Source organism: Mesorhizobium sp. CAU 1741, assembly GCF_039839275.1.
In the GTDB taxonomy this organism is placed as follows: domain Bacteria; phylum Pseudomonadota; class Alphaproteobacteria; order Rhizobiales; family Rhizobiaceae; genus Aerobium.
Map to the genome: position 1 here is coordinate 1,171,958 of NZ_JBDOQP010000002.1, position 21,935 is coordinate 1,193,892.

At 65.1% G+C, this 21,935-nt stretch carries 16 protein-coding genes; 5 read left to right on the top strand and 11 right to left on the bottom strand.

Annotated features, from left to right (window positions below):
- Window positions 1-29 precede the first annotated feature (29 nt).
- The 5 genes from AAFN84_RS12490 to AAFN84_RS12510 are packed head-to-tail and all read left to right on the top strand — an operon-like array spanning window position 30 to window position 5,138.
- Entirely contained in the window at window positions 30-689 is a 660-nt protein-coding gene (locus AAFN84_RS12490) for a phosphoribosylanthranilate isomerase (protein WP_347514874.1), read from the top strand.
- Between the two features lie 34 nt (window positions 690-723).
- Window positions 724-1,944, top strand: coding sequence for a tryptophan synthase subunit beta (gene trpB / locus AAFN84_RS12495; RefSeq protein WP_347514875.1), 1,221 nt, complete (start codon window positions 724-726; stop codon window positions 1,942-1,944).
- A gap of 1 nt (window position 1,945) precedes the next feature.
- Window positions 1,946-2,788, top strand: a complete 843-nt coding sequence (gene trpA / locus AAFN84_RS12500) for a tryptophan synthase subunit alpha (protein WP_347514876.1) — start codon at window positions 1,946-1,948, stop codon at window positions 2,786-2,788.
- A 45-nt stretch (window positions 2,789-2,833) separates the two neighbouring features.
- Complete coding sequence (gene accD / locus AAFN84_RS12505; RefSeq protein ID WP_347514877.1) at window positions 2,834-3,766, top strand: acetyl-CoA carboxylase, carboxyltransferase subunit beta; 933 nt, start codon at window positions 2,834-2,836, stop codon at window positions 3,764-3,766.
- Window positions 3,767-3,806: 40 nt separating this feature from the next.
- A complete protein-coding gene (locus AAFN84_RS12510; RefSeq protein WP_347515128.1) occupies window positions 3,807-5,138 on the top strand; it encodes a folylpolyglutamate synthase/dihydrofolate synthase family protein in 1,332 nt (443 codons plus the stop codon).
- Between the two features lie 55 nt (window positions 5,139-5,193).
- Here AAFN84_RS12510 and trxA read toward each other — a convergent pair whose 3' ends face one another.
- From trxA to AAFN84_RS12565, 11 genes are all read right to left on the bottom strand, one after another.
- Window positions 5,194-5,514 (bottom strand): thioredoxin, encoded by a 321-nt coding sequence (gene trxA, locus AAFN84_RS12515; RefSeq protein ID WP_347514878.1) that lies wholly within the window; start codon window positions 5,512-5,514, stop codon window positions 5,194-5,196.
- A 72-nt stretch (window positions 5,515-5,586) separates the two neighbouring features.
- Window positions 5,587-9,102 (bottom strand): double-strand break repair helicase AddA, encoded by a 3,516-nt coding sequence (gene addA, locus AAFN84_RS12520; RefSeq protein WP_347514879.1) that lies wholly within the window; start codon window positions 9,100-9,102, stop codon window positions 5,587-5,589.
- Window positions 9,099-12,203, bottom strand: coding sequence for a double-strand break repair protein AddB (gene addB, locus AAFN84_RS12525; RefSeq protein ID WP_347514880.1), 3,105 nt, complete (start codon window positions 12,201-12,203; stop codon window positions 9,099-9,101). The genes addA and addB overlap by 4 nt, the downstream gene beginning before the upstream one ends.
- A complete protein-coding gene (locus tag AAFN84_RS12530) occupies window positions 12,203-12,898 on the bottom strand; it encodes a nucleotidyltransferase family protein (protein WP_347515129.1) in 696 nt (231 codons plus the stop codon). Before AAFN84_RS12530 ends, addB begins: the two co-directional genes overlap by 1 nt.
- A 20-nt stretch (window positions 12,899-12,918) precedes the next feature.
- Window positions 12,919-14,421 carry a tRNA (adenosine(37)-N6)-threonylcarbamoyltransferase complex ATPase subunit type 1 TsaE gene (tsaE, locus tag AAFN84_RS12535; RefSeq protein WP_347514881.1) on the bottom strand — a complete coding sequence of 501 codons (1,503 nt, stop codon included), beginning with the start codon at window positions 14,419-14,421 and terminating at the stop codon, window positions 12,919-12,921.
- Window positions 14,422-14,424: 3 nt separating this feature from the next.
- Window positions 14,425-16,977, bottom strand: a complete 2,553-nt coding sequence (locus AAFN84_RS12540) for a PAS-domain containing protein (RefSeq protein WP_347514882.1) — start codon at window positions 16,975-16,977, stop codon at window positions 14,425-14,427.
- 208 nt (window positions 16,978-17,185) lie between these two features.
- Window positions 17,186-18,583: an adenosylhomocysteinase gene (ahcY, locus tag AAFN84_RS12545; RefSeq protein ID WP_347514883.1), complete on the bottom strand. Its 1,398-nt coding sequence runs from the start codon at window positions 18,581-18,583 to the stop codon at window positions 17,186-17,188.
- A 149-nt stretch (window positions 18,584-18,732) separates the two neighbouring features.
- A complete protein-coding gene (locus tag AAFN84_RS12550; protein WP_347514884.1) occupies window positions 18,733-19,032 on the bottom strand; it encodes an HPr family phosphocarrier protein in 300 nt (99 codons plus the stop codon).
- Window positions 19,029-19,430 (bottom strand): PTS sugar transporter subunit IIA, encoded by a 402-nt coding sequence (locus AAFN84_RS12555; RefSeq protein ID WP_347514885.1) that lies wholly within the window; start codon window positions 19,428-19,430, stop codon window positions 19,029-19,031. The genes AAFN84_RS12550 and AAFN84_RS12555 overlap by 4 nt, the downstream gene beginning before the upstream one ends.
- A gap of 309 nt (window positions 19,431-19,739) precedes the next feature.
- Window positions 19,740-20,192, bottom strand: coding sequence for an HPr kinase/phosphorylase (locus AAFN84_RS12560; protein WP_347514886.1), 453 nt, complete (start codon window positions 20,190-20,192; stop codon window positions 19,740-19,742).
- Window positions 20,192-21,874 carry a sensor histidine kinase gene (locus tag AAFN84_RS12565; protein ID WP_347515130.1) on the bottom strand — a complete coding sequence of 561 codons (1,683 nt, stop codon included), beginning with the start codon at window positions 21,872-21,874 and terminating at the stop codon, window positions 20,192-20,194. The genes AAFN84_RS12560 and AAFN84_RS12565 overlap by 1 nt, the downstream gene beginning before the upstream one ends.
- Window positions 21,875-21,935 lie beyond the last annotated feature (61 nt).

Sequence of the window (21,935 nt, forward strand, 5' to 3'; positions counted from 1 at the left end):
TCAGCCGTCTTTCGTGGCGATAAGAGAGCATGACGCTTGAAATCAAGATCTGCGGGCTGAAAACGCCGGAGACGCTCGACGCCGCGCTCGGCCATGGCGCGAGCCATGTCGGTTTCATCTTCTTTGAAAGAAGCCCGCGCCATGTCGATCCGGAGACCGCCGGCGCATTGCGGCGGCAGGCAGCAGGCCGCGCCAGTGCCGTGGCGGTAACCGTCAACGCCGAAGACGCGGTGCTTGACGCGATCGTGACCGCTATGAAACCGGATATGCTGCAGCTTCACGGCAGCGAAACCCCGCAGCGGGTCGCAGATGTGAAAACGCGCTATGGTCTGCCGGTCATGAAGGCATTTTCGGTCCGCGAAGCGGCCGACCTTGCCGCGATCGCGCCCTATCGAAAGGTTGCCGACCGCTTCCTGTTCGATGCCAAGCCGCCCAAAGGGTCCGACCTTCCCGGCGGCAACGGGGTTGCCTTCGACTGGCGCCTGCTGGCAACCCTTGACCCGGGCGTCGATTACATGCTTTCGGGAGGGCTCAACGCCGCCAACATCGGCGACGCCCTGCATCTTGCCAACCCGCCCGGCATCGACGTCTCGTCGGGCGTGGAAAGCGCGCCGGGGGTCAAGGATGCGGCGCTGATAGCAGATTTCTTCAAGGCCGTACGGAGCGCGCGGACTGTTGGTGCGGCCTGACGGATGAATTCCTGAATCCCGGAGGAGACCGGCCGTGAACCAGCCTGTGACACCCAATTCGTTTCGAACCGGACCGGACGAGCAGGGTATGTTCGGCATCTTTGGTGGTCGTTTCGTTGCCGAAACGCTCATGCCGCTCATTCTCGACCTGGAATCGCACTGGAACGCGGCGAAGAACGACCCGGCTTTCAAGGCCGAGCTGCAGGCGCTGTCGACCCATTATGCCGGGCGTCCGTCGAAGCTCTATTTCGCCGAGGGGCTCAGCCGTCACCTCGGCGGCGCGAAGATCTATTTCAAGCGCGAGGACCTGAACCACACCGGCTCGCACAAGATCAACAATTGCCTCGGCCAGATCCTTCTCGCCAAGCGCATGGGCCGCAAGCGCATCATCGCGGAGACCGGCGCGGGGCAGCACGGCGTGGCCTCCGCCACGGTGGCGGCGCGGTTCGGCTTTCCATGCGTCGTCTATATGGGCGCGACCGATGTCGAGCGGCAGAAGCCGAACGTCTTCCGCATGAAGCTGCTGGGCGCCGAGGTCAAGCCGGTCTCGGCCGGCCACGGCACGCTCAAGGACGCGATGAACGAGGCCTTGCGCGACTGGGTCACCAATGTCGAAGACACCTATTACCTGATCGGCACCGCTGCCGGCCCGCATCCCTATCCCGAGCTCGTGCGCGAGTTCCAGTCGGTGATCGGCATCGAGGCACGCGAGCAGATCGTCGAACAGGAGGGCAGGCTGCCCGACGTCGTCATCGCGGCGGTCGGCGGCGGCTCGAACGCGATCGGCATCTTCCATCCGTTCCTCGACGACAAGGATGTCCGGATCATCGGCATCGAGGCCGGCGGTCGCGGACTGTCCGGCGACGAGCACTGCGCGTCGATGAACGCCGGCAAGCCGGGCGTGCTGCACGGAAACCGCACCTATCTGCTGCAGAATGATGACGGGCAGATACTCGACGGCCATTCGATCTCGGCGGGGCTCGACTACCCCGGCGTCGGGCCCGAGCATAGCTGGCTGCGCGACACCGGCCGGGTCGAATACACGCCGATCCTCGACGACGAGGCGATGGAGGCCTTCCAGCTCACCACCCGTACCGAGGGCATCATTCCGGCGCTCGAATCCGCACATGCCATCGCCCATGCGATGAAGATCGCGCCGGGCATGGGTAGGGACGAGATCATCATCGTCAACCTGTCCGGCCGCGGCGACAAGGACGTGCACACCGTCGCCGGCATGATGGGCATGGAGATCTGAGATGACCGACACCCGCATCGACCGCCGCATGTCGAAGCTGAAGCAGGAGGGCCGCCCGGCGCTTGTCACCTATCTGATGGCTGGCGATCCGGACTATGAGAATTCGCTCGCCATCATGCGGGGACTGCCGAAGGCGGGTTCGGACATAATCGAACTCGGCATGCCGTTTTCCGACCCGATGGCCGACGGCCCCGCGATCCAGGCGGCTGGTCTGCGCGCGTTGAAGGCCGGCCAGACGCTGGCCACGACACTGGCGATGGCCGCCGATTTCCGCCAGCAGGACGACGAGACGCCGATCGTTCTCATGGGCTACTACAACCCGATCTACATCTATGGTGTCGACCGGTTCCTGGCCGACGCGAAGGCGTCGGGCATCGACGGTTTGATCGTCGTCGATCTTCCGCCGGAAATGGACGAGGAACTGTGCATTCCCGCGCTCAAGGCGGGCATAAACTTCATCCGCCTCGCGACGCCGACCACCGACGACAAGCGCCTTCCCAAGGTGCTCGAGAACACGTCGGGCTTCGTCTACTACGTATCGATGACCGGCATCACCGGCTCCGCCTTGACCGATACCAGCAAGGTCGGTGCAGCGGTGGCGCGCATCAAGGGGCACACGGACCTGCCGGTCTGCGTCGGATTCGGCGTCAAGACGGCCGAACAGGCACGCGCCATCGGTGCGTCGGCCGACGGCGTTGTGGTGGGGACCGCCATCGTCAACGCGGTGGCCAACGTCATCGGCCCAGACGGCCGGTTGACGGCCAATCCGGCCGAAGCCGTCGCGACGCTGGTCGAGGGGTTGTCGCAGGGCGTGCGGCGTTCACGCCTTGCTCCCGCCCAATAGCCGCCCCATCTGTCTTTCGACGACGCATAGTTTGAGGATTTCGCCATGAACTGGATCACCAACTACGTCCGGCCGAAGATCAATTCCTTCCTTGGCCGGCGCGAGATGCCCGAAAACCTCTGGATCAAGGATCCCGAGACCGGGGAAATGGTGTTCCACAAGGAGCTGGAGGAGAACCAGTGGGTCATACCCTCCTCCGGCTATCACATGAAGATTTCGGCCAAGGAACGCCTCAAGGCGTTTCTCGACGACGGCGCCTACGACCTGCTGGAGAACCCCAGGGTCGCGGTCGACCCGCTGAAATTCCGCGACGAGAAGCGCTACACGGATAGGCTCAAGGACTATCGCGCCAAGACGTCGCTGGATGACGCCGTTCTCAACGCCACCGGCAGCATAGAAGGCTTGCCGATCGTCGCGACGGTGCAGGACTTCGCCTTCATGGGTGGCTCGCTCGGCATGGCCGCCGGCGAAGCGATCGTGAAGGGTTTCGAGAAGGCCATCGAGCTCAAGCGGCCGTTGGTTTTGTTCTCCGCGTCGGGTGGCGCGCGCATGCAGGAAGGCATCCTGTCGCTGATGCAGCTTGCGCGCACGACGGTCGCGGTCGACCGGCTGAAGGAGGCCGGCCTGCCATACATCGTCGTGCTCACAAATCCGACGACCGGCGGCGTCACCGCATCCTACGCGATGCTTGGCGACATCCACATCGCGGAGCCGGGCGCCGTGATCGGCTTTGCCGGTGCGCGCGTCATCGAGCAGACGATCCGCGAGAAGCTGCCCGAGGGATTCCAGCGCTCCGAATATCTCATGGAGCACGGCATGGTCGACATGGTGGTCTCGCGCCTGGAGCTGAAAGAAACCATCGCGCGCCTGCTCAAGATCATGCTCAAGGAGAAGGTGGTTCCGGTTGAGCCAGCGGAAACCGAGGTGATACCGGCGCTGGAGCCCGTCGAGACCGCCGAAGCGCGACAGGACGCCTGATCATCACGATTTCCTCTCTTCCGGGCAGGTCGTCATGACCATCGACACAAGCGCCGCCGAACGCGAAATCGAGCGGCTTATGGCTCTCCATCCGAAAGGCTTCGACCTTTCGCTCGACCGTATATCGCGGCTGCTGGAACGCCTCGGCAATCCGCAGGATCGCATGCCGCCGGTGATTCACATCGCCGGCACCAACGGCAAGGGGTCCGCCGCCGCATTCTCGCGCGCGCTCGTCGAGGCGTCCGGACGAACCTGCCATGTCCACACCTCGCCGCATCTCGTCAACTGGCACGAGCGGTACCGGCTCGGCGCCGACGGCGGCGGAAGGCTCGTCGATGACGACGTGCTCGCCGACGCCATCGCCCGTGTGGCGGACGCCAATCGCGGCGAGACGATCACCGTCTTCGAGATTCTGACCGCGACGATGTTCGTGCTGTTTTCCGAACATCCGGCCGACGTGGCCATCGTCGAGGTCGGACTTGGCGGCCGTTTTGATGCGACGAACGTCATCGCGCGGCCCGCCGTCAGCCTGATCATGCCGATTTCGCTCGACCACGAGGCCTATCTCGGTGACCGCGTCGAACTGATCGCTGCGGAAAAGGCAGGCATCGTCAAGGCCGGTTGCCCAGTGGTGATCGGCGCACAGGAATATGATGCGGCGCGCGAGGTGCTGATCGATACCGCCGACAGGCTCGACTGCCCGCTGCTGGTCTACGGCCAGGACTTCCTCGCTTTCGAGGAGAATGGCCGCATGGTCTATCAGGACGATGACGGGCTTTTCGACATCATGCTGCCGCGCCTGCCGGGCCGGCACCAGTTCGCCAATGCGGCCGCCGCGATCGCCGCGGTGAAGGCCGCCGGCTTCAAGATCGGCCATCGGGTGGCCGATGCCGCGATGGCGCGTGTCGAGTGGCCCGGCCGCATGCAGAAGCTCACCGAGGGCAGGCTTGTCGATCTGGCGCCGCGCGGCTCGGAGATCTGGGTCGATGGCGGGCACAATCCCGGTGCCGGTGCCGCGATCGCAGAGACACTCGCCGACGAGGAAGAGAAGCGGCCTCGGCCGCTGGTCATCATCGCCGGCATGATCAACACCAAGGACCAGACCGGCTATTTCCATAATTTCGAGAGCATGGCGCGCCGGGTCTTCACCGTGCCCGTCAACGAAAGCGACGCCGGCGTGCCCAACGACGAGCTTGCCGCGCGCGCGGCTGAAGCCGGCCTGCCGGCAGAGCCCGTCGCCTCGGTCGAAAATGCGCTGATGCTGCTGCGAGACGGCTGGGACGACCCGGACCATCCGCCGCGGGTGCTCATCTGCGGTTCGCTGTATCTCGTCGGCGAGGTGCTGGCCAAGAACGGTACGCCGCCAGCCTGAAACGAAAAAGCCCGGCACGAGGCCGGGCTTCAAATCCGTTCAATTCTCGTATCGCTCAGACGGCTGCGCCGATCCAGGACGACAGCGCCGTCTTCGGAGCCGCGCCGACCTTCATGTCGGCCACTTCGCCGTCCTTGAAGATCATCAGCGTCGGGATGGAGCGGACGCCATACTGCGCCGCCAGTTCCGGGTTCTCGTCGATGTTGATCTTGGCGATCTTGACCTTGCCGTTGAGCTCGCTCGAAATCTCCTCGAGCGCCGGGGCGATCATCTTGCACGGGCCACACCATTCAGCCCAGAAATCCACGACGACGGGCTCTACGGCCTTGAGAACGTCGGATTCGAAATTGTTCTTGTCGATGGTGACGGTGGACATGGAATATCTCCTGAGAAGCTGTGTCGCACAAGCATGTGGGGGGCGTGGGGTCGCGGTTCAAGCTCCCTTGTCTCACGCGCTCCCGAGTCGGGCAAGGGCGTCGTCCATCACTTCAGCGGAAACGGGAATGAGGGCGGGACGTTCGGTATAGACGAGCGCTGCGCGCACCTTGCGACCGGCATAGAGCGGCGCGAGAAGCGCGCGGTAGAGCGCAAGCTGCGCCACGTGCCCGTAAGGCACCTCCGACAGGTCGCGGGGTGGCGGTCGGTTGGTCTTGTAATCGACCACCAGCACCGCATCGGGCGTCACCACCAGGCGGTCGATCGTACCGGACACGGCGCGCTCACGGCCTGCAACGAGCGTCGTGCCCATCAAGGACACCTCCGCCCTTGAGCCAGGTGCGAAGATGGCGGCAAATTGCGGATGATCGAGCACCTGCCGGACAGACTCCCATACGCGCTGGCTCTCGCCAGCAGGCCACCGGCGCCCGACGCGCTCCAGATAGCGTAGTGCCGCGTCGTCGCGTGCCGCCGGCTCCAGCGAGGGGAGGATCTGAAGCAAGCGGTGAACGGCGGTGCCGCGCTCAAGCGCCAGCGACGGCGTCGTCTCCGCGTCCAACACCGGGGAGCGCCCCGACACGTCCGCTGTCGGGCCCGGTTCGATGACTGCACCGGCACCTGATGGCGATAGCGGCCTTGGCAGCGGCGGCGCGGGCGGCAGGACCGCGAACAGCGCCGGCGGTGGTGGGCCGGGCACGTATTCATGTTTGTCGTCGCGGCTCTCAGGTTCAACCGCTATCGGGGGCGTGACCGCGTAGCGCAGGATTTCCTCGCCGGTGGCCTTATTGGTGACCGTCGACGATTGCGGCGCCGTGCCAAGCGCCTCGCTGACCATCGCGTGCCAGCCTCCGTCCGGCTGGCCGCGCTTGCCGTGATAGCCGCAGACGATGAGCCGGTCTTCGGCCCGCGTCATGCCGACATAGAGCAGCCTGCGATATTCCTGTTCGGCCTTCGCCTTTTCGATCTCTGACAGGCGCCGCGAGAAGCCGTTGTTCATGTCTGCCGCCGCGCGCCACAGGAACCCCCGTCCCTGCCACCCGCCGGCCGGCGGGTCGAAAGGGATCAGCCTTGGCAGGTGGCTGTCAGAGAAAGCGGCAGCACCGCTGTCGACCAGAAACACGACGGGCGCCTCGAGACCCTTGGACGCATGCGTGGTCATGATCCTGATCTCGCCGCGCGTCTGGTCCATCTCGCGCTTGATTTCCGGGCCGCCGCCGTCGAGGAGCGCAAGCACGGCTTCAAGGCTCGTCGCTCCCGTCTTTTCCGCCGCAAGGCAAAAATTCAGAAATTCGTCCACCACGTCGCCCGCTTCCGGGCCAAGCCGCGCCATGAATTTTCGCCGCAACCCGTCGCGTGCCAGCAGGGCGGCGAAGAAGGCAAACGGCGATGCATAGCCGGCTTCATTTCGCCATTCCTGCAGCGTTGCACAGGTGTCGGTCAGGCCTGGGGCCGTTTCCAATGCGCGCAAAAGCGACCGCCCCGCCGGCCGCCTTGCGGCGAGGTCGAAGAGCTGGTCTTCATCGAGGCCGAAGACCGGACTCTTGAGCAGCGCGGCCAGGGAGAGATCGTCATCGGGTTGCAGCGCGACGCGTGCGATCGCCATCAGATCCTGAACGGCGATGTGCCCCGTCAACAGCAGGCGATCGGCGCCGGCGACTGGGATTTCGCGGTTCTTGAGTTCGCGCGACAGCGCATGGATGAACCGGTCGCGCTTGCGCACGAGGATCATGATGTCGCCCGGCACCAGCGCCCGGCCGCGTCCGGGGAGCTGGTCGCCGGTAGCGAGCCAATGGGCGATCGTCGCCGCAATCTGTCCTGCAAGCCGCACCGCCGGCGCGGACGCATGGTCTACCGACTGGGTCCAGTCGTCCGGCTCCTCGACGATCGTCGGGCTCAGCGAAGGCCATACCTCGACGTGGCCGGGCGCGCTTTCGCGTACCGCGAGATGCTCGATCGGTTCGGGATCACGCGTCAGACCGGCGCGATTCTCCTCGCGCGCGAAGACGCGGTCGACGGCCGACAGCACGTCGTAGGTCGAGCGGAAGGAGCGCGTCAGGCGCACGTGCTCGAAGTTCCCCTGGGCAGCCAGCACGCTGTCGCGAAAAGCGCGGCCGCTGAGGGCGAAGGATTCCGGCTCGGCGCCCTGAAACGAATAGATCGACTGCTTCTCGTCACCGACGGCAAACACGGTGCGCGCAACGCCGTCGCGGGCGCCCAGCCCGACAAAGAACTCCGCCGCCAGCGCCCGGACCACCGCCCATTGCGCCGGGCTTGTGTCCTGCGCCTCGTCGAGCAGGATGTGGTCTATGCCCTTGTCCAGCTTGTACTGAACCCAGGCGCCGGCATCCTCGCGCGCCAGCAGCGTTGCGGTCCGCGTGATCAGATCGTTGAAGTCGAGGAAGCCGCGAGCGCTCTTCAGCCGCTCGTAACGGGCGATCAGCCATTCGGCGACGGTCAGCGCAGCGCGTGTGCCTTCCAGCATGATGCTGAGAGCCACACGGTCGCAGGCCGCTTCTATTTCGGAGGCGAAACGTTCAAACTCCACCGGGAATTCCGGAAAATGCTCGCCAACCCCCTTTGCCATGATGGTCTTCGTGGACTTGGCCGACCAGATCCCGCCCGGCTTGCGGGTAAGGAAGATCGAGCGAAGCGCGGACAGCCTGTCGGTGGCGTCGTCCTGTGCGCAGGTTTCCGCCAGCTCCGCGGCGAACTTCTCCGCCGTCGCTTTTCCAGCTGCCGCGGCGCGGCTGGCGATGCTGACCGCAAGCTGCCTGTCGAAGTATCGATCCGGCCAGATCGCACCGGCAAGCGCCGATGGCGTGTCGTCCGGGGAGAAGCCGAACTCCTCGTCGAGCGCCGAAAAGTCGCCATCCCCGTCGACGATCTGCGCGATGAAGCGCTTCAATGCATCGCGTTGCCCGACGATGGCGGCCAGCAACGTGTCGAGGCCGCTTTCACCGCCGATGTCCAGCACGGTGGCAAAGGCCTCGGCAAGTCTGGCGCTCTCGCCTGCGGCCGCGCGCGCGATCATCTCGCGTCGTGCCTCTGCAACCAGAGCGGCCTCCATCTGCGTATCGAGCAGCTCGAAGTGGCCGGCGATGTTGGCCTCCAGCGGAAACTGGTGCAGCACCGCCTCGCAGAACGCGTGAATCGTCTGGATTTTCAGACCGCCCGGCGTCTCGAGTGCACGGGCGAAGAGTTGGCGCGCCTCGCCGAGTTGCTTCGCCGACGGTTGCCGCCCCTCCAGCTCGGCGATCTCGCTGGCCAGCTCGTCTCTTGGCAGCATCGTCCAGCGCGAGAGGTTGTCGAAGACGCGATTGGCCATGTTCGCGGCCGCGGCGCGCGTATAGGTCAGGCACAGGATTCGCGAGGGATCGACGCCTTGCAGCAGCATCCGGATGACACGGCTCGCCAGAACGTGGGTCTTGCCGGAACCGGCATTGGCCGACACCCAGGCGGATATGCCCGGGGTCGCGGCCCGCGCCTGCGCCTGCCTGGTATCGTCCGGGATCACCGGGCGGGGGCTCATTCGGCGTCTCCCGCGCTGGCCGGACCATCGCCACCAGCCGACCATTCCAGCACACGGGCGAGATGGTCGTAGTCGCCGCCGACGTCACCTTCACGAAACGGCAGCGCACGAGACAGGTAGCCGACCGATTCTGACCCGTAGTGTGCCAATAATTGCTCGAGACGGGCCCATGCCTCGCTCGACAGAGCATCGGCGGGCTTGACCTGCCGGTTGTAGTCGAGGATCGACTCCTCCACCACGTCGCCGTTCGGTTTCATCCGCACATGGGCGAGATCGGCGGGCGTACAGGCTCCGGCCTCCTCGAAGGCACCGCGCATCAGCAATGCACCCTCAAGGGCGAGCTGCGGCGAGAGCAGTGTGTGCGCCTGTCCCTTCGACGGCGACGAGCCGGTCTTGAAGTCGATGATGTCGGCCATGCCAGCCGCGCGCAGGTCGATCCTGTCCGCGCGTCCCGACAGTGTGGCGCCGGTGACACCAACCTGCGTGGCCCGCGCCCTCGCCTCTGCAAGACGACGTTTGATACCGCGCGGCCGCGAGCGCTCCCAGTCGATGAACTTTCCCGCCATGCGGACAAACCGCGGCCACCAGACCGCGTCGATATCGGCGGGAAGCGCCACCGCGTCGAATTCCGCGCGTCCGATTCGCAGAAGCTGGTCTTCCGCGTCGGCTCTTTCAGGATCGATCTCTGCGATGGCGAAGCCATGAACGATATCGTGGAACAACGTGCCGCGTTCCGCAGCACCCGGATCGCGCAGCAGCGGATCGAGCGCCTCCAGCCGCAAGACGCGCCGGGCGTAAACTGCATAGGCATCGCGGCGCAGCGTCTCGATCTCCGTGACCGAGAAGCGCTTCGGGCGAAACTCCAGCGCGGGCTTCGGAGCCGGGCGCGGCGCGAAGGCTACCGGCTCGTCGCGATCCATGGCGCGGGCCCAGTGCAGCATCTCGCGGCCGTGCTCCGCCATCTTTGCCACGGCTTCTTTGCCGGCAAACGTCTTGAGGCGCTGGAGCCAGCGCGAGGCGAGCGCCGGTGCGTCGCCAGACCGCGCCGCGCGCGTCAGAACGACCTTCCTAGCGCCCATTGCCATGACGAAATCATGCGCGGCCTGGCCGATCCGGCGCTCCGGTGGCTCGAGATCCAGCCCGGCCTTCATGAAACGCGACATGAAACGGTCGGGCTCGGCCCTGCGTGGCCACGACCCTTCGTTGAGGCCGCCGAGAATGAGAGTATCGACGGATTGCAGCCGCGCTTCGAGAGCTCCCCATATGGCGACACGAGGATCGCCGGTGACGGAAGGTTTGACCGTGGCGCCAGCCATCAATGCAGCCACCACTTCCGGCCATTCACCACCGTAAAGCTCGACCTCGGCTGTCGCGCCAACGAGATTGCGCAGGAAGCTGGCCAGCGCCTCGCCCGCGTCGCCGCGATAGAGCTCGCCCACCGAACCCCGTTCGTCGCGTCCCAATGCTTCGAAGGCCTCGATCGACCGCCGCGCGAGGATCGCAAGGGATGTCGCGTCGGACCGGCCGTCACAAAGTCCGGCCGTTGCCGCCTCGACGCCGGCCAGCAGCGCTCGCGCATCTTCCAGCCTTTCGGCGGAGATGCGGTCCCACCAGAACGGTTTGCGGGAATCAGCCTCGATCGCGGCGTGTCGTTTCTCAAAGTCGACACGCAACGTGGCGATGTCGGGCCGGCCGGTTCCGCCCCGCAGCGCGACGAGGTCTATGGTTTCGGCAGCCGCGCGGGCACGGGGCCGAGCCAGCCCGGCATGAAGCAGCGGGTGTTTGAGAAGCGCCATCAGCGTGACCGGATCACCCGGACGGCACACGGCTTCGAGCATCAGCCTCAGCAGGGCCGCCGGGGGCGCGGTCGCGAGGAGCGACCCACCGGAATCGTCCGCTTCGATGCCAAAGCGGCGCAGTTCCGCAGCCACCCTGCCGGCAAGATCGCGGTCGCCTGTGACAAGCGCCGCGCTTCTGCCTTCCTCGGAGACGGCCAGCCGCAGCGCCACCGCGATCGCCACCGCTTCTTCGCGCTCATTTGCCGCCTCCACGAGCGTGACGCCGTCAAAGGCGTCCGAGCCGCCAACGGGCGCCAGTTCCGCCCAGGCATCGGTCGTCTCGGCAGGACGCAATGCCTCGTTGACGAGACCGATGCGCCGAGCCATCTGGTCTTCAGGCGCCCCGATCTCCTCGACATCCGCCCGATCGACGCCCATCATGCCGATCAGCTTCTTCAACCCGGTTTGCGGATGGCCGAAGACCGATGGCGGGCGCTCCGCACTGCCGATTTCCGCCCAGCTACGCGCATCCATCCGCTTGTCCAGGCCGGGCAGGACGACAGCGCCGCCGGGCAGCCGCGCGATCGCTTCCAGCAGGCGTGCCGTGGCCGGAATCGATCCCGTCGAGCCGGCGGCGATGACGGGGCCGGCAGGCGGGTTGCGGGCAAGGCGCTCCGCTTCCGAAAGGATGATGGCGTTGCGGTGCGCTGCCGGATTGGAAAGGCCGCGCTCGGCAAGGAGCAACGGCCACGCCGTGGTGACGATGTCGAGGAATTCCAGCGTCACCTGCCACCAGTTGGCAAGGTCTTCCGGCACGAGGCTCGTTAGCCGGGACCACTGCGCGCCGCCAGTCTCGATCTCGTCTATCAGGCCGGCAAGATCGCGCGCCAGCCAGATCGCATCGGCAAGAGAGGCGGGAACGACGATCTCTTCGCCGAAAAGGGCGGCGACATGCGCCGGCAACCTGCGCTTCCAGGCCTGAACCAGCGGTGCCAGCAGAAGAATGCGGTCAAGCTCGCCGATCGGCGGATCGAGCGCGAGCTGATCCTCGCCGCTACCTTCGAACAATGCCGCGTCTTCATCGAATTCGCCGAGCGGACGGATCGTCGGCAAGATCGCGGCGGTCCCTCCCAGACGATCTACGAACAGGCTGCGCAGAGCGCGTGCCGCGCGGCGCGTCGGCACGTAGATCGTCGCCTCGGCCAGCCGCAGCGGATCGCCACCATGCGCGAATCCGGCGACGATCCTGCCTGCAAGAAGCTCATCGGCAAGCGTCGGCAGGAATGGCGTCCCGGCGGGAATGGAGAGGATTCGCGGAGCCATCAGCCCGCCAGGGCTTCGACTGCTGCTTCAGCCTCGACAAGGGCGTCCGGCGTTCCGACCGTAATCCAGTGCCCGCGCATGGCGACACCGAAGAGACGACCGGCTTCAATGGCGCGGTCGAAATAGAGGTTCAGCGAGTGCGGTTCACGGCTTGCTTGCGAAAAGATGCGAGGATGGACGATGGCGACGCCGGCGTAGATGAATCCGTCGGCAGAGCCACGTGCCCGCGCCAGTCGTCCGTCGAGAGCAAGAAGGAAATCCGTAGAGCCGCTGTGGCCCGTCGCGTGGCGCGGATTGGCGAGCATGAGGAGAATATCCATGCGTGCGTCATCCCACGCAAGCCCCAGCCGGTCGAGATCGGCGCCATCCTCATCGATCCAGAACGTGTCGGCGTTGAGAACCACGAACGGTCCCTCGCCGAGACTCGGCAGCGCCCTGACGATACCGCCGGCAGAATCAAGCAGCAGGTCGCTTTCATCGGAGATTTCCATCGCCGGGCGGGGCCGCCCGCGCACATGGTCGGCAATCTGGTCCGCAAGGTAGTGGACGTTGACCACCACTTTCTCGACACCAGCATCGCCGAGAGCGTCGAGACCGTGATCCAGCAATGCTTTGCCGGCTACCTTTATCAATGGTTTGGGCGTGTCATCGGTCAGCGGACGCATCCGCTTTCCGAGGCCCGCGGCCAGAACCATGGCTATGCGGGGCAGGCCGCTCACAGAACGCCCGCCTGCCGGTAGATGTCGCGCAACGGCTCCAGCACAGGATGTTCGAATGCGCGCACAACATAGTCGCGGATCCGCGGCAGGTGCCTCAGATAGCCCGGCTTGCCGTCACGGACGTTGAGCCGCACGAAGATGCCGAGAATCTTAGAGTTGCGCTGCGCCGCCATGATCGCATAGGCAGCGCCGAACCGGTCGCGGTCGAAACCGCGCCCTTGCTCTCTACGCGCCTCGCAATAGGCCGCGACGATCTGGCGCTCCAGTTGCGTCGGGATGGTGACCCGCGCATCCATCGCCAGCGATGCGACGTCATAGGCCGAGGGGCCGATCATCGCGTCCTGGAAATCGATCAGGCCGATACGGTCGTGGCCGGTCCGCTCACGGCGCCAGATGATGTTGGGCGAGTGAAAGTCGCGCAGCACCAGCGACTTTTCGGTACCGTCGAGAATGTCGAACATCCTACGCCACCCGGCGCCGAAGGCATCCCGCTGGGCAGCGTCTGGCTGCTTGCCCGTCGCATGCGGCAGGTACCAGTCCGTCAGGAGCTCGGTTTCAATGGCCATCGCGCCGTGATCGTAGGGTGGGATCGTGTGCGTGATTGCATCATCGACCTCAATTTGCGCGGGCCATGTGCGCCCGTGCAACTCCGCCAGCAGCTCCGCCGCCGCGAGGTAGCGCTCGGCGATCGGCTGTCCGTCGGCGTCAAGCACGCCCTCCCAGCCGAGATTCTCGACGAGCAATATGCCGTTTTCGAGATCGGCCGCAGGTATCTGCGGGGCCGCGAACCCTTCCTCGCACAGGGCCTGCGCGATGGCGACGAAGGGCACCACGGTTTCAGCCAGATGCGCGATGCGGCTGTATGGCTTGCCGTCTCGTATCGGCGGGCCATCGGGCCTCGGCGGCGCGTTCATCAGGATCAGAGGCTCGCCCGATGACGCCTCGACGATCTCGTAGGCGCGGGTCGATGCGTCTCCCACCAGGAAACGACGATGCGCACCGCCCATGCCGGCCATGTCGAGGAAGGCACGAATGGCCAGCGATCGATCAAGCCTCTCCATGAAGTCCGGTTCAGCCTCGATCTCGGCGCGGCGCCCCGCGCCATGTTCGGAAAGGCGGACGACCACCCGCTCGCCCGGCAGCGCCTCCCAGGCGCGTTCCGGCCATTCCACCAGCACCGCCGTCTCGCCGGGCGCGTCGAAGATGCCCAGCTCCTCGACCTCGTCGGCGGACGCCAGGCGGTACAGGTCGACATGCTTGACGGGTATGCGGGTCTCGTAGGCCTGGACCAGCGTGAAGGTCGGGCTGGGAACCTCAAGCGCCTGATCTCCCGCCAGGCCACGGATGATCGCGCGCGCCAGCGTGCTCTTGCCCATGCCGAGATCGCCGACCAGCGCCAGCAGGTCACCCGGCTTCAGCATCGCGGCGATATCGTCGCCAAGACGGTTTGTCGCCGCCTCGTCCGCCAGATCGCGTTGCAGGGTGCGGCGCGCGGTCATGGTCTATTCCGCTGCCACCCGGAAGCCTTCGGGCACGATCGGAAAGTGGCAGATCACGGTCGTGCCCTTGCCGACACCGGACTGGATCTCGACCGAACCACCATGGAGTTCTACGAAGCTCTTGACGATGGCAAGCCCGAGGCCGGCGCCGCGATGGCGGCCGCCATTGGTGCGCGGCTCGAAGCGGCGGAAGATCGTGTCGATGATGTCGTCGGGAATGCCAGGGCCATCGTCATGGACGGAGAAGACGAGTCCGGACGGATTGCGCGCACACGCCAATACGATCGTCGAGCCTTCAGGTGCGTAGTTGGCCGCGTTGCTGAGCAGGTTGAACAGAATCTGGCGCACCCGGTTCTCGTCGGCGTGAAAGGTGTCGGGGGCATTTGCCAGCTCGATATTCAGGCCTATGCCATGCTCGCGAAGCCGCTCGGCGACAAGCTCGGCGGCGGACTTCACGGTTCGTTCGACCGCGACCTCGCTGATCTCGAGTTCCATGATGCCCGCGTCCACCGTCGCCAGGTCGAGGATGTCGTCGACGATCGTCTCGAGCTCCGACGAAGATGAGGCGATGTGGTCGACATAGTCGCGCTGGCGCTCGTTGAGCGGACCGGTGGTCTCCTGCGCCAGCAGTTCGGTGAAGCCGATAATGTTGGTCAGCGGCGAGCGAAGCTCGTAGGAGACATGCTGGACGAAGTCGTTCTTGAGCTGGTCGGCGCGTTCGAGCGCCTCGTTCTTGTCCTTCAGCATGCGTTCGACATTGACGCTGTCGGTGACGTCGACGAATGTCGTCATCAGTTGGCCGTTCGGCAGATAGATCACGGCGTAGCGCAGCACCGAGCCATCGTTGAGTTCGACCTGTCCGCGGCCATCGCGCCTGTCGTCGTCAAAGCCGGTCGCCGCTCCCGCAAGCTCGCCCCACGGGCTGACCCGTGCAAGCGTCTGGCAGGCGGCCTTGATGACCGAGATGTGGGTGCCGGCTTTGACCAGCCCTTCCGGCATTCCCCAAAGGTTGCTGAATGCCGGATTGGACAGGCGGACGCGTCCGTCGGGGCCGAACACTGCGACGCCTTCGGCCAGATTGTCGAGCGTGACGCCCTGGACGCGGACCGCGGTGTTGTAGCGGCTTTCCAGGTTGATCTTCTCGGTCAGGTTCTCGAACACCCAGGTCACGCCGCCTTTGGGGCTCGGATTGCCGACGACGCGCAGCGTCTGGCCGTCAGGCAGGTGCCAGAGATGCTCCTGCGGCTCGACGGCGCGGTAGGCGGCCAGCAGTTTCTCCTTCCAGCTGCGCCATTCCGGCTGCTCGGCAAGCCGGCCCTCGCTGCGAAGTCGATCGAGCAGCAGGGTGTTGTCCGGCGCGCTCGACAGAAATGCCACGTCGAGTTCCCAAAGCTTCTGGAATGCCTGGTTGAAGAAGCGGAGCTTCTGATCCGTGTCGAAGATTGCGACGGCGGTGTTGAGCTGATCGAGCGTATCGGCATGGCTTTGCACCATGCGCTCATATTCCTCGCGAATGCCCTGGATTTCGCTGATGTCGCAGGCGACTCCCGCCGAGCCCTGGCCGATGGCGAAATCGGCCACGGAGAAGATGCGGCGGTCGCCATCGATGACGGTTGAGAGGTTCTGCGTGAAGACCGGGCTTGCCAGATGGTTCTGGGCGATCTGTTCCCGCGCCACCGTACCGAACAATTCCCGGCCCTGGCTGAGCGCGTCACGCGGCGATGCAGCTTCGACCGCCGATGCGTAGGCCTGGTTGACCCATTGCAAGGTGCCCTCTGCGCCGCGCATCCAGGCCGGCATCTTCAGTGTGTCGAGAAGGCCCAGCAACAGTGCATTCTCGTCGGCAAGGCGTCGCTGTTCGAGCTGCATCTCGGCATGCTCGCGCCGCGTCTCGCTCAATGACAGGAAGCGCACGGCGACATGGTTTGCCACCGCCCTGCCCTGCGCCTCGAGATAGACGCCGCGACTTGTCTGGAGGATCAGGTCGAACGGCCGGCGCTCTTCGCGCAGCGCGATGATCGCCCGCTCGATCTGGGCAGCGCAGCGCGGCGCAAGCCATTTGCCGAAGGCGAGGAAGGTGGCGCGGTCTTCCGGCGCCTCGGCCGGTGCGAGGGTTCCGACCAGTTCCGGCTTTCGTTCCTCATTGAACCAGACAACTACCCGCTGGTCCTTGAGATTGAGAAGTGCGTCCGAACGCTGCAGCGCGCCGTCGAGATCGGCGACGCGCTCGCGCAGTTGAACATTCTCGGCGGCGGTGCGTCCGCGCTCGCGGATCATCAGGATCGCCGAAAGCATGGCGGCACATGTAATGCCGAGGAACAGAGCAAGCTGGATGACGTCGGTGGTGGCGAGAGAGATACGGTCGAAGAAGCGCATCATCCCGTCCTGCTGGGCGAGCGCGCTGCCCGGCCATATGGCGGCGATGAAGCCGCTGGTGCGCAAGGCAGTCCGCCTCATGCATGGAACGGACGCGCGGTGCGCCCACTGCGGGTTCTTCGAATCCACCCGGCTCCCGGCGCCGGTTTTACCCGCATCCAGTGGGTCAGCCCCTGGCATGTCCAACAGTCCTCTCCGCCGCACAGGCGCTTCAACGACGCCCTGAAAAGGACGCGCCCCATGATGGTCTCCCCTGACCGGGGGCGTCACGAATCAGACCACTGTACCGTGCGACCGAATCGTCGTGAAGGCGAATGGCGCGCAAAAAAATAAGCCGGACGAAAGTCAATCGTCCGGCCTCTATATTTTGTGTCTACTGGTTAATAAATCAGTAGCGGTAGTGTTCGGGCTTGAAGGGACCCTGCTGGGTCACGCCGATATAGCTGGCCTGCTCGTCGGACAGCTCGGTCAGCTTGGCACCGACCTTGGCCAGATGCAGGCGAGCGACCTTCTCGTCGAGATGCTTGGGAAGCACGTAGACCTGGTTCTGGTACTGCTCGCCCTTGGTCCAGAGTTCGATCTGCGCCAGAACCTGATTGGTGAACGAGGCGGACATGACGAAGCTCGGATGGCCGGTGGCATTGCCCAGATTGAGCAGGCGGCCCTCCGACAACAGGATGATGCGCTTGGAATCGGGGAACTCGATCAGATCGACCTGCGGCTTGACGTTGTTCCACTTCAGATTGCGCAGAGCCTCGACCTGGATCTCGTTGTCGAAGTGGCCGATGTTGCCGACAATCGCCATGTCCTTCATCTTGCGCATGTGGTCGATCGTGATGACGTCCTTGTTGCCGGTCGTCGTGATGATGATGTCGGCCGATGATGCAGCGTCCTCCAGCGTGACGACCTCGAAGCCGTCCATGGCGGCCTGAAGCGCGCAGATCGGGTCGATCTCTGTCACCTTGACGCGCGCGCCCGCGCCACGCAGCGACGCAGCCGAGCCCTTGCCGACATCGCCATAGCCGCAGACCACGGCGACCTTGCCGGCCATCATCGTGTCGGTGGCGCGGCGGATGCCGTCGACCAGCGATTCCTTGCAGCCATACTTGTTGTCGAACTTGGACTTAGTGACCGAGTCGTTGACGTTGATCGCCGGGAAGGGCAGCAGGCCCTTCTTCTGCAACTGGTAGAGCCGGTTGACACCGGTGGTCGTCTCCTCGGTGACGCCCTTGATCGCCTCGCGCTGCTTGGTGAAGAAGCCCGGGGTTGCCTCCATGCGCTTCCTGATCTGGGCGAAGAGGATTTCCTCTTCCTCGTTGCCCGGCTTCGACAGCACGTCCTCGCCAGCCTCGGCGCGGGCGCCGATCAGGATGTACATGGTGGCGTCGCCACCATCATCGAGGATCATGTTCGACTGGCCGCCATCGGCCCACTGGAAGATGCGGTCGGTGTAGTCCCAATACTGGGTCAGCGTCTCGCCCTTGACGGCGAACACAGGCGTGCCGGTCGCGGCGATCGCGGCGGCGGCATGATCCTGCGTGGAGAAAATGTTGCAGGAGGCCCAGCGCACTTCCGCGCCCAGCGCCTGCAGCGTCTCGATCAGAACCGCAGTCTGGATCGTCATATGCAGCGAACCCGTGATGCGGGCGCCCTTGAGCGGCTTGGTCGTGCCGAACTCTTCGCGGCTGGCCATCAGGCCCGGCATTTCCGTTTCCGCGATCTCGATTTCCTTGCGTCCCCAGTCCGCAAGCCCAATGTCCGCAACGATATAGTCCTGGCCGCTCATGCCGTGTGCTCCCAATCCGATGAATCCGTCCGAGCCGCGTTCCGCCTGGAACGGGCATGCATATGGCGCTGCCGAGTAGCAGAAATGCGCCGATTCAGCAATCCATATAAAGAAATCTTTATTCGTGCATGTCGGAAGACTGCTTCGCGTCAGCAATCCTCGCCGAAGCGGCAGGAGACGAGCTCCTCCAGCGCGGCCATGACCGAGGCGGCCTGCGGCCCGCGCGCCGAGACTGAAATCGCGCAACCGGGGCTCGCCGCCAGCATCATCAGCCCCATGATCGAGGTGCCCCCGACCTTGACGCCATCCTTCTCGACCTCGACGGCCGCGTCGTAGCTGGCCGCGATCTGCACAAACTTGGCCGAGGCGCGGGCGTGCAGGCCGCGCTTGTTGACGATCATGAGTTCCTTGCGGATCGTTTCAGTATCGGGTGCGGCTGCGTCGTTCATTTTCCTGCCAGAAGCTGGCTCGCCACATTGATGTATTTGCGCCCCGCCATCTGGGCCTGCTGCAGCGCCGTCTCCATGTCGCCGCCGGCGCGCACGCTTGTCAACTTGATAAGCATCGGCAGGTTCACACCGGCGATGACCTCGACCTTGCCCGCGCTCATGACGGATATTGCAAGGTTGGAGGGGGTGCCGCCGAACATGTCGGTGAGAATGATTACGCCGGTCCCGCTGTCGGCGCGGGTCACGGCGTCGACGATATCGGTGCGGCGCTGCTCCATGTCGTCGTCGGCGCCGATCGAAACCGTCTCGAACTTTTCCTGCGGTCCGACAACATGCTCCACCGCATGGCGAAACTCTTCAGCCAGACGGCCATGAGTCACGAGAACAAGGCCGATCATACGGCAGGCCACCCCGTTGGACGCAAAATGCGGCGTTTTGACGGATCTGCATCCTGCGCGCTATCCACGGACCGGCACATGCGGCCCGTCTCGGCATTGTCAGAACTGGTCACTTGCCACTCCCGTCACGCTTGTCAGGTACGATCCGGCCTGCCCCCCCGGCATCCCTGCCGGCAATCGACCATCGGTCGGGGCAAGGCGACAAGGGCGCTATCTTGTCAGCGGTTTGGCCTTTGACAAGCCCCAATCTTCAGAGCAACACGCCAAATTGACGCATGGAGCCGTCCAATGAGGCCGTTGCACGGCTGCTCATCGACATCCAAGCGTCGACCGAACCCATGAGGTGATCGCCTGAGTGGCGGCGATTGTGCCGCGTTCCGCAATGTCGAGCCTTGGCAGATCGACACCCAGGATCGTCTCCATCTCATCGCCGCGATAGCGGGGCGCGGCTTCCGCGTCCACCAGCGCGACGACGCCGTCGATGACGGCGCGGCCCTCGTGCGCGACGGGGGACGGTCCAAAACCCCAAACTTCGACGAGGCCGGCAATGCTGTGCGGGACCGAGGCCACGAGCCGGCCATGCCGCACGTCGACCCAGACCCGGTCGTCGGCCACCAGCGCGGCAAAGACGTGCCTGTTGCGATGGTGATCGAGAATCGCAAGCGCCAGCGTCGACTTTCCGGCGCCAGAGCGTCCGGTGACGAGCAGCCCGGCCGTGCCAACCACCAGCGCCGTCGCATGGAGATTGACGGGCTGTACCATCACTTCTCGGCGGGAAGCGTCATGACGAACCGCGCACCGCGAAAATCGCCGGGCTTGCTGCCGGGGATGTTTTCCGCCGTCAGCCGGCCGCCATGTGCTTCGACGATCTGGCGGCTGATCGACAGTCCGAGCCCCGAATTCTGGCCGAATGCCTCGCCGGCCGGCCGGTCGGTGTAGAAGCGCTCGAAGATGCGTTCGATCGAATCAACGCGGATGCCGGGACCGTTGTCGTCGACGGCGACGACCACGTGGCGCGGGAGGCGCGAGAGGCTGATGGTGATCCGCCCACCGACTTCCGGAGCAAAGGAGCGCCCATTCTCGATCAGGTTCGTCAGCACCTGCCCCAGCCGCAAATCGTGGCCCGAAACGTAGAAATCGCGCGCCTGATGCTCCTTCTTGTCGATCTGGACCACGATCTCGGCGGATTTCTTCTTCTGGCGCCCGGTGCCGCGTGAGGCTTCGGCAAGATCCGTTACCAGTTTGAGGAGATCGACACGCGAGGCATCGTCGCGCGCGAGCTCGGCGTCGAGGCGAGAGGCGTCGGAGATGTCCGTGATCAGCCTGTCGAGACGGCGCACGTCGTGCTGGATCACCTCCATCAGCCGCTCACGCGAGTGTTCGTTCTTGGCAAGCGGCAGGGTCTCGACGGCGCTGCGCAGCGATGTCAGCGGGTTCTTCAGTTCATGCGAAACGTCGGCTGCGAAACTCTCGATCGCTTCGATGCGGGCGTAGAGCGCGTTCGTCATGTCGCGCAGCGCGACCGAAAGATTGCCGATCTCATCCTGGCGATCGGAAAAGTCGGGGATCTCCTCCCTGCTCCTGACACCGCGCCGCACGCGGATCGCCGCGGCCGACAGCCGGCGCAACGGATTGGCGATCGTCGAGGCAAGCAGCATCGACAGGATCGCCGTGACCACGGCAGCGACGCCGAAGACGCGCAGAATGGCCCGGCGCTCGGCGGCGACGATGCGATCGATGTCGCCACCCTGGGTGGACAGCATCAGGGCGCCGAGAACGGCGCGGTAGCGCTGCACCGGAACCGCCACGGAGACGATCTGCTCCCCCTGCTCGCTGACCCGGACAAGCGTCGCCGGGCTGCCCTGGAGCGCGCTGATCACTTCGGGAAACGCGGTTCCGCTGCCTCCAGGCTGTTCGCGATAGACGGGGAGGTCGGACCGGGTGAAGAAACCGAGGAAGAACTTCTCGACGCGCTTCCAGAAGCCCGGCTCCTCTTCCAGTACAGGCGGGAGCCCGTAGCGAAGGATCTGGCCGCGCGAATAGAGCTGGCGGGAATCGAGCAGCAGGCTGGCGTCGCGGTCGAAGATGCGCGCACGCGTCAGCGTCGGAGAGATCAGACGCTGGAGGACCGGTGCCACCCGCTCCGGATTGATCGGGAAGTCGAGACTGTCCAGCTGACCTGACCCCGGAGCCAGGCTCTCGCCCGCCTGCAGCTCGAGCAACCGCTCGGGATCGATGGTGATCGCGTTGCTCTCGACGGTCGCGGAGGCGGCGATCGCACCAGCGATGATCTCGCCTTGCGTCATCAGGCTTTCGATGCGCGCCTGAACCAGGCCATCGCGGAACTGGTTGATGTAGAGGATGCCGACGACCATCACGCCCAGGGCCGCGAGGTTCAGAATGAGAATCCGGCGCGTCAGGCTCGAAAAGACGTAATTGCCCATCACGCGGCGGATGGGCAGCAGAACCCGCCCCGCCAGCCGGGAACCCGACCGGCCCGCCGAT

Bases quoted from the DNA above. Each gene is read 5' to 3' on its own strand.
- AAFN84_RS12555 (WP_347514885.1), bottom strand. From the start codon at position 19,430: ATGATCGGCCTTGTTCTCGTGACTCATGGCCGTCTGGCTGAAGAGTTT.
- AAFN84_RS12490 (WP_347514874.1), top strand. From the start codon at position 30: ATGACGCTTGAAATCAAGATCTGCGGGCTGAAAACGCCGGAGACGCTC.
- addB (WP_347514880.1), bottom strand. From the start codon at position 12,203: ATGGCTCCGCGAATCCTCTCCATTCCCGCCGGGACGCCATTCCTGCCG.
- AAFN84_RS12560 (WP_347514886.1), bottom strand. From the start codon at position 20,192: ATGGTACAGCCCGTCAATCTCCATGCGACGGCGCTGGTGGTTGGCACG.
- AAFN84_RS12530 (WP_347515129.1), bottom strand. From the start codon at position 12,898: ATGGTTCTGGCCGCGGGCCTCGGAAAGCGGATGCGTCCGCTGACCGAT.
- ahcY (WP_347514883.1), bottom strand. From the start codon at position 18,583: ATGAGCGGCCAGGACTATATCGTTGCGGACATTGGGCTTGCGGACTGG.
- trpA (WP_347514876.1), top strand. From the start codon at position 1,946: ATGACCGACACCCGCATCGACCGCCGCATGTCGAAGCTGAAGCAGGAG.
- AAFN84_RS12550 (WP_347514884.1), bottom strand. From the start codon at position 19,032: ATGAACGACGCAGCCGCACCCGATACTGAAACGATCCGCAAGGAACTC.
- trxA (WP_347514878.1), bottom strand. From the start codon at position 5,514: ATGTCCACCGTCACCATCGACAAGAACAATTTCGAATCCGACGTTCTC.
- AAFN84_RS12565 (WP_347515130.1), bottom strand. From the start codon at position 21,874: ATGGGCAATTACGTCTTTTCGAGCCTGACGCGCCGGATTCTCATTCTG.
- tsaE (WP_347514881.1), bottom strand. From the start codon at position 14,421: ATGACCGCGCGCCGCACCCTGCAACGCGATCTGGCGGACGAGGCGGCG.
- addA (WP_347514879.1), bottom strand. From the start codon at position 9,102: ATGAGCCCCCGCCCGGTGATCCCGGACGATACCAGGCAGGCGCAGGCG.
- AAFN84_RS12540 (WP_347514882.1), bottom strand. From the start codon at position 16,977: ATGCCAGGGGCTGACCCACTGGATGCGGGTAAAACCGGCGCCGGGAGC.
- accD (WP_347514877.1), top strand. From the start codon at position 2,834: ATGAACTGGATCACCAACTACGTCCGGCCGAAGATCAATTCCTTCCTT.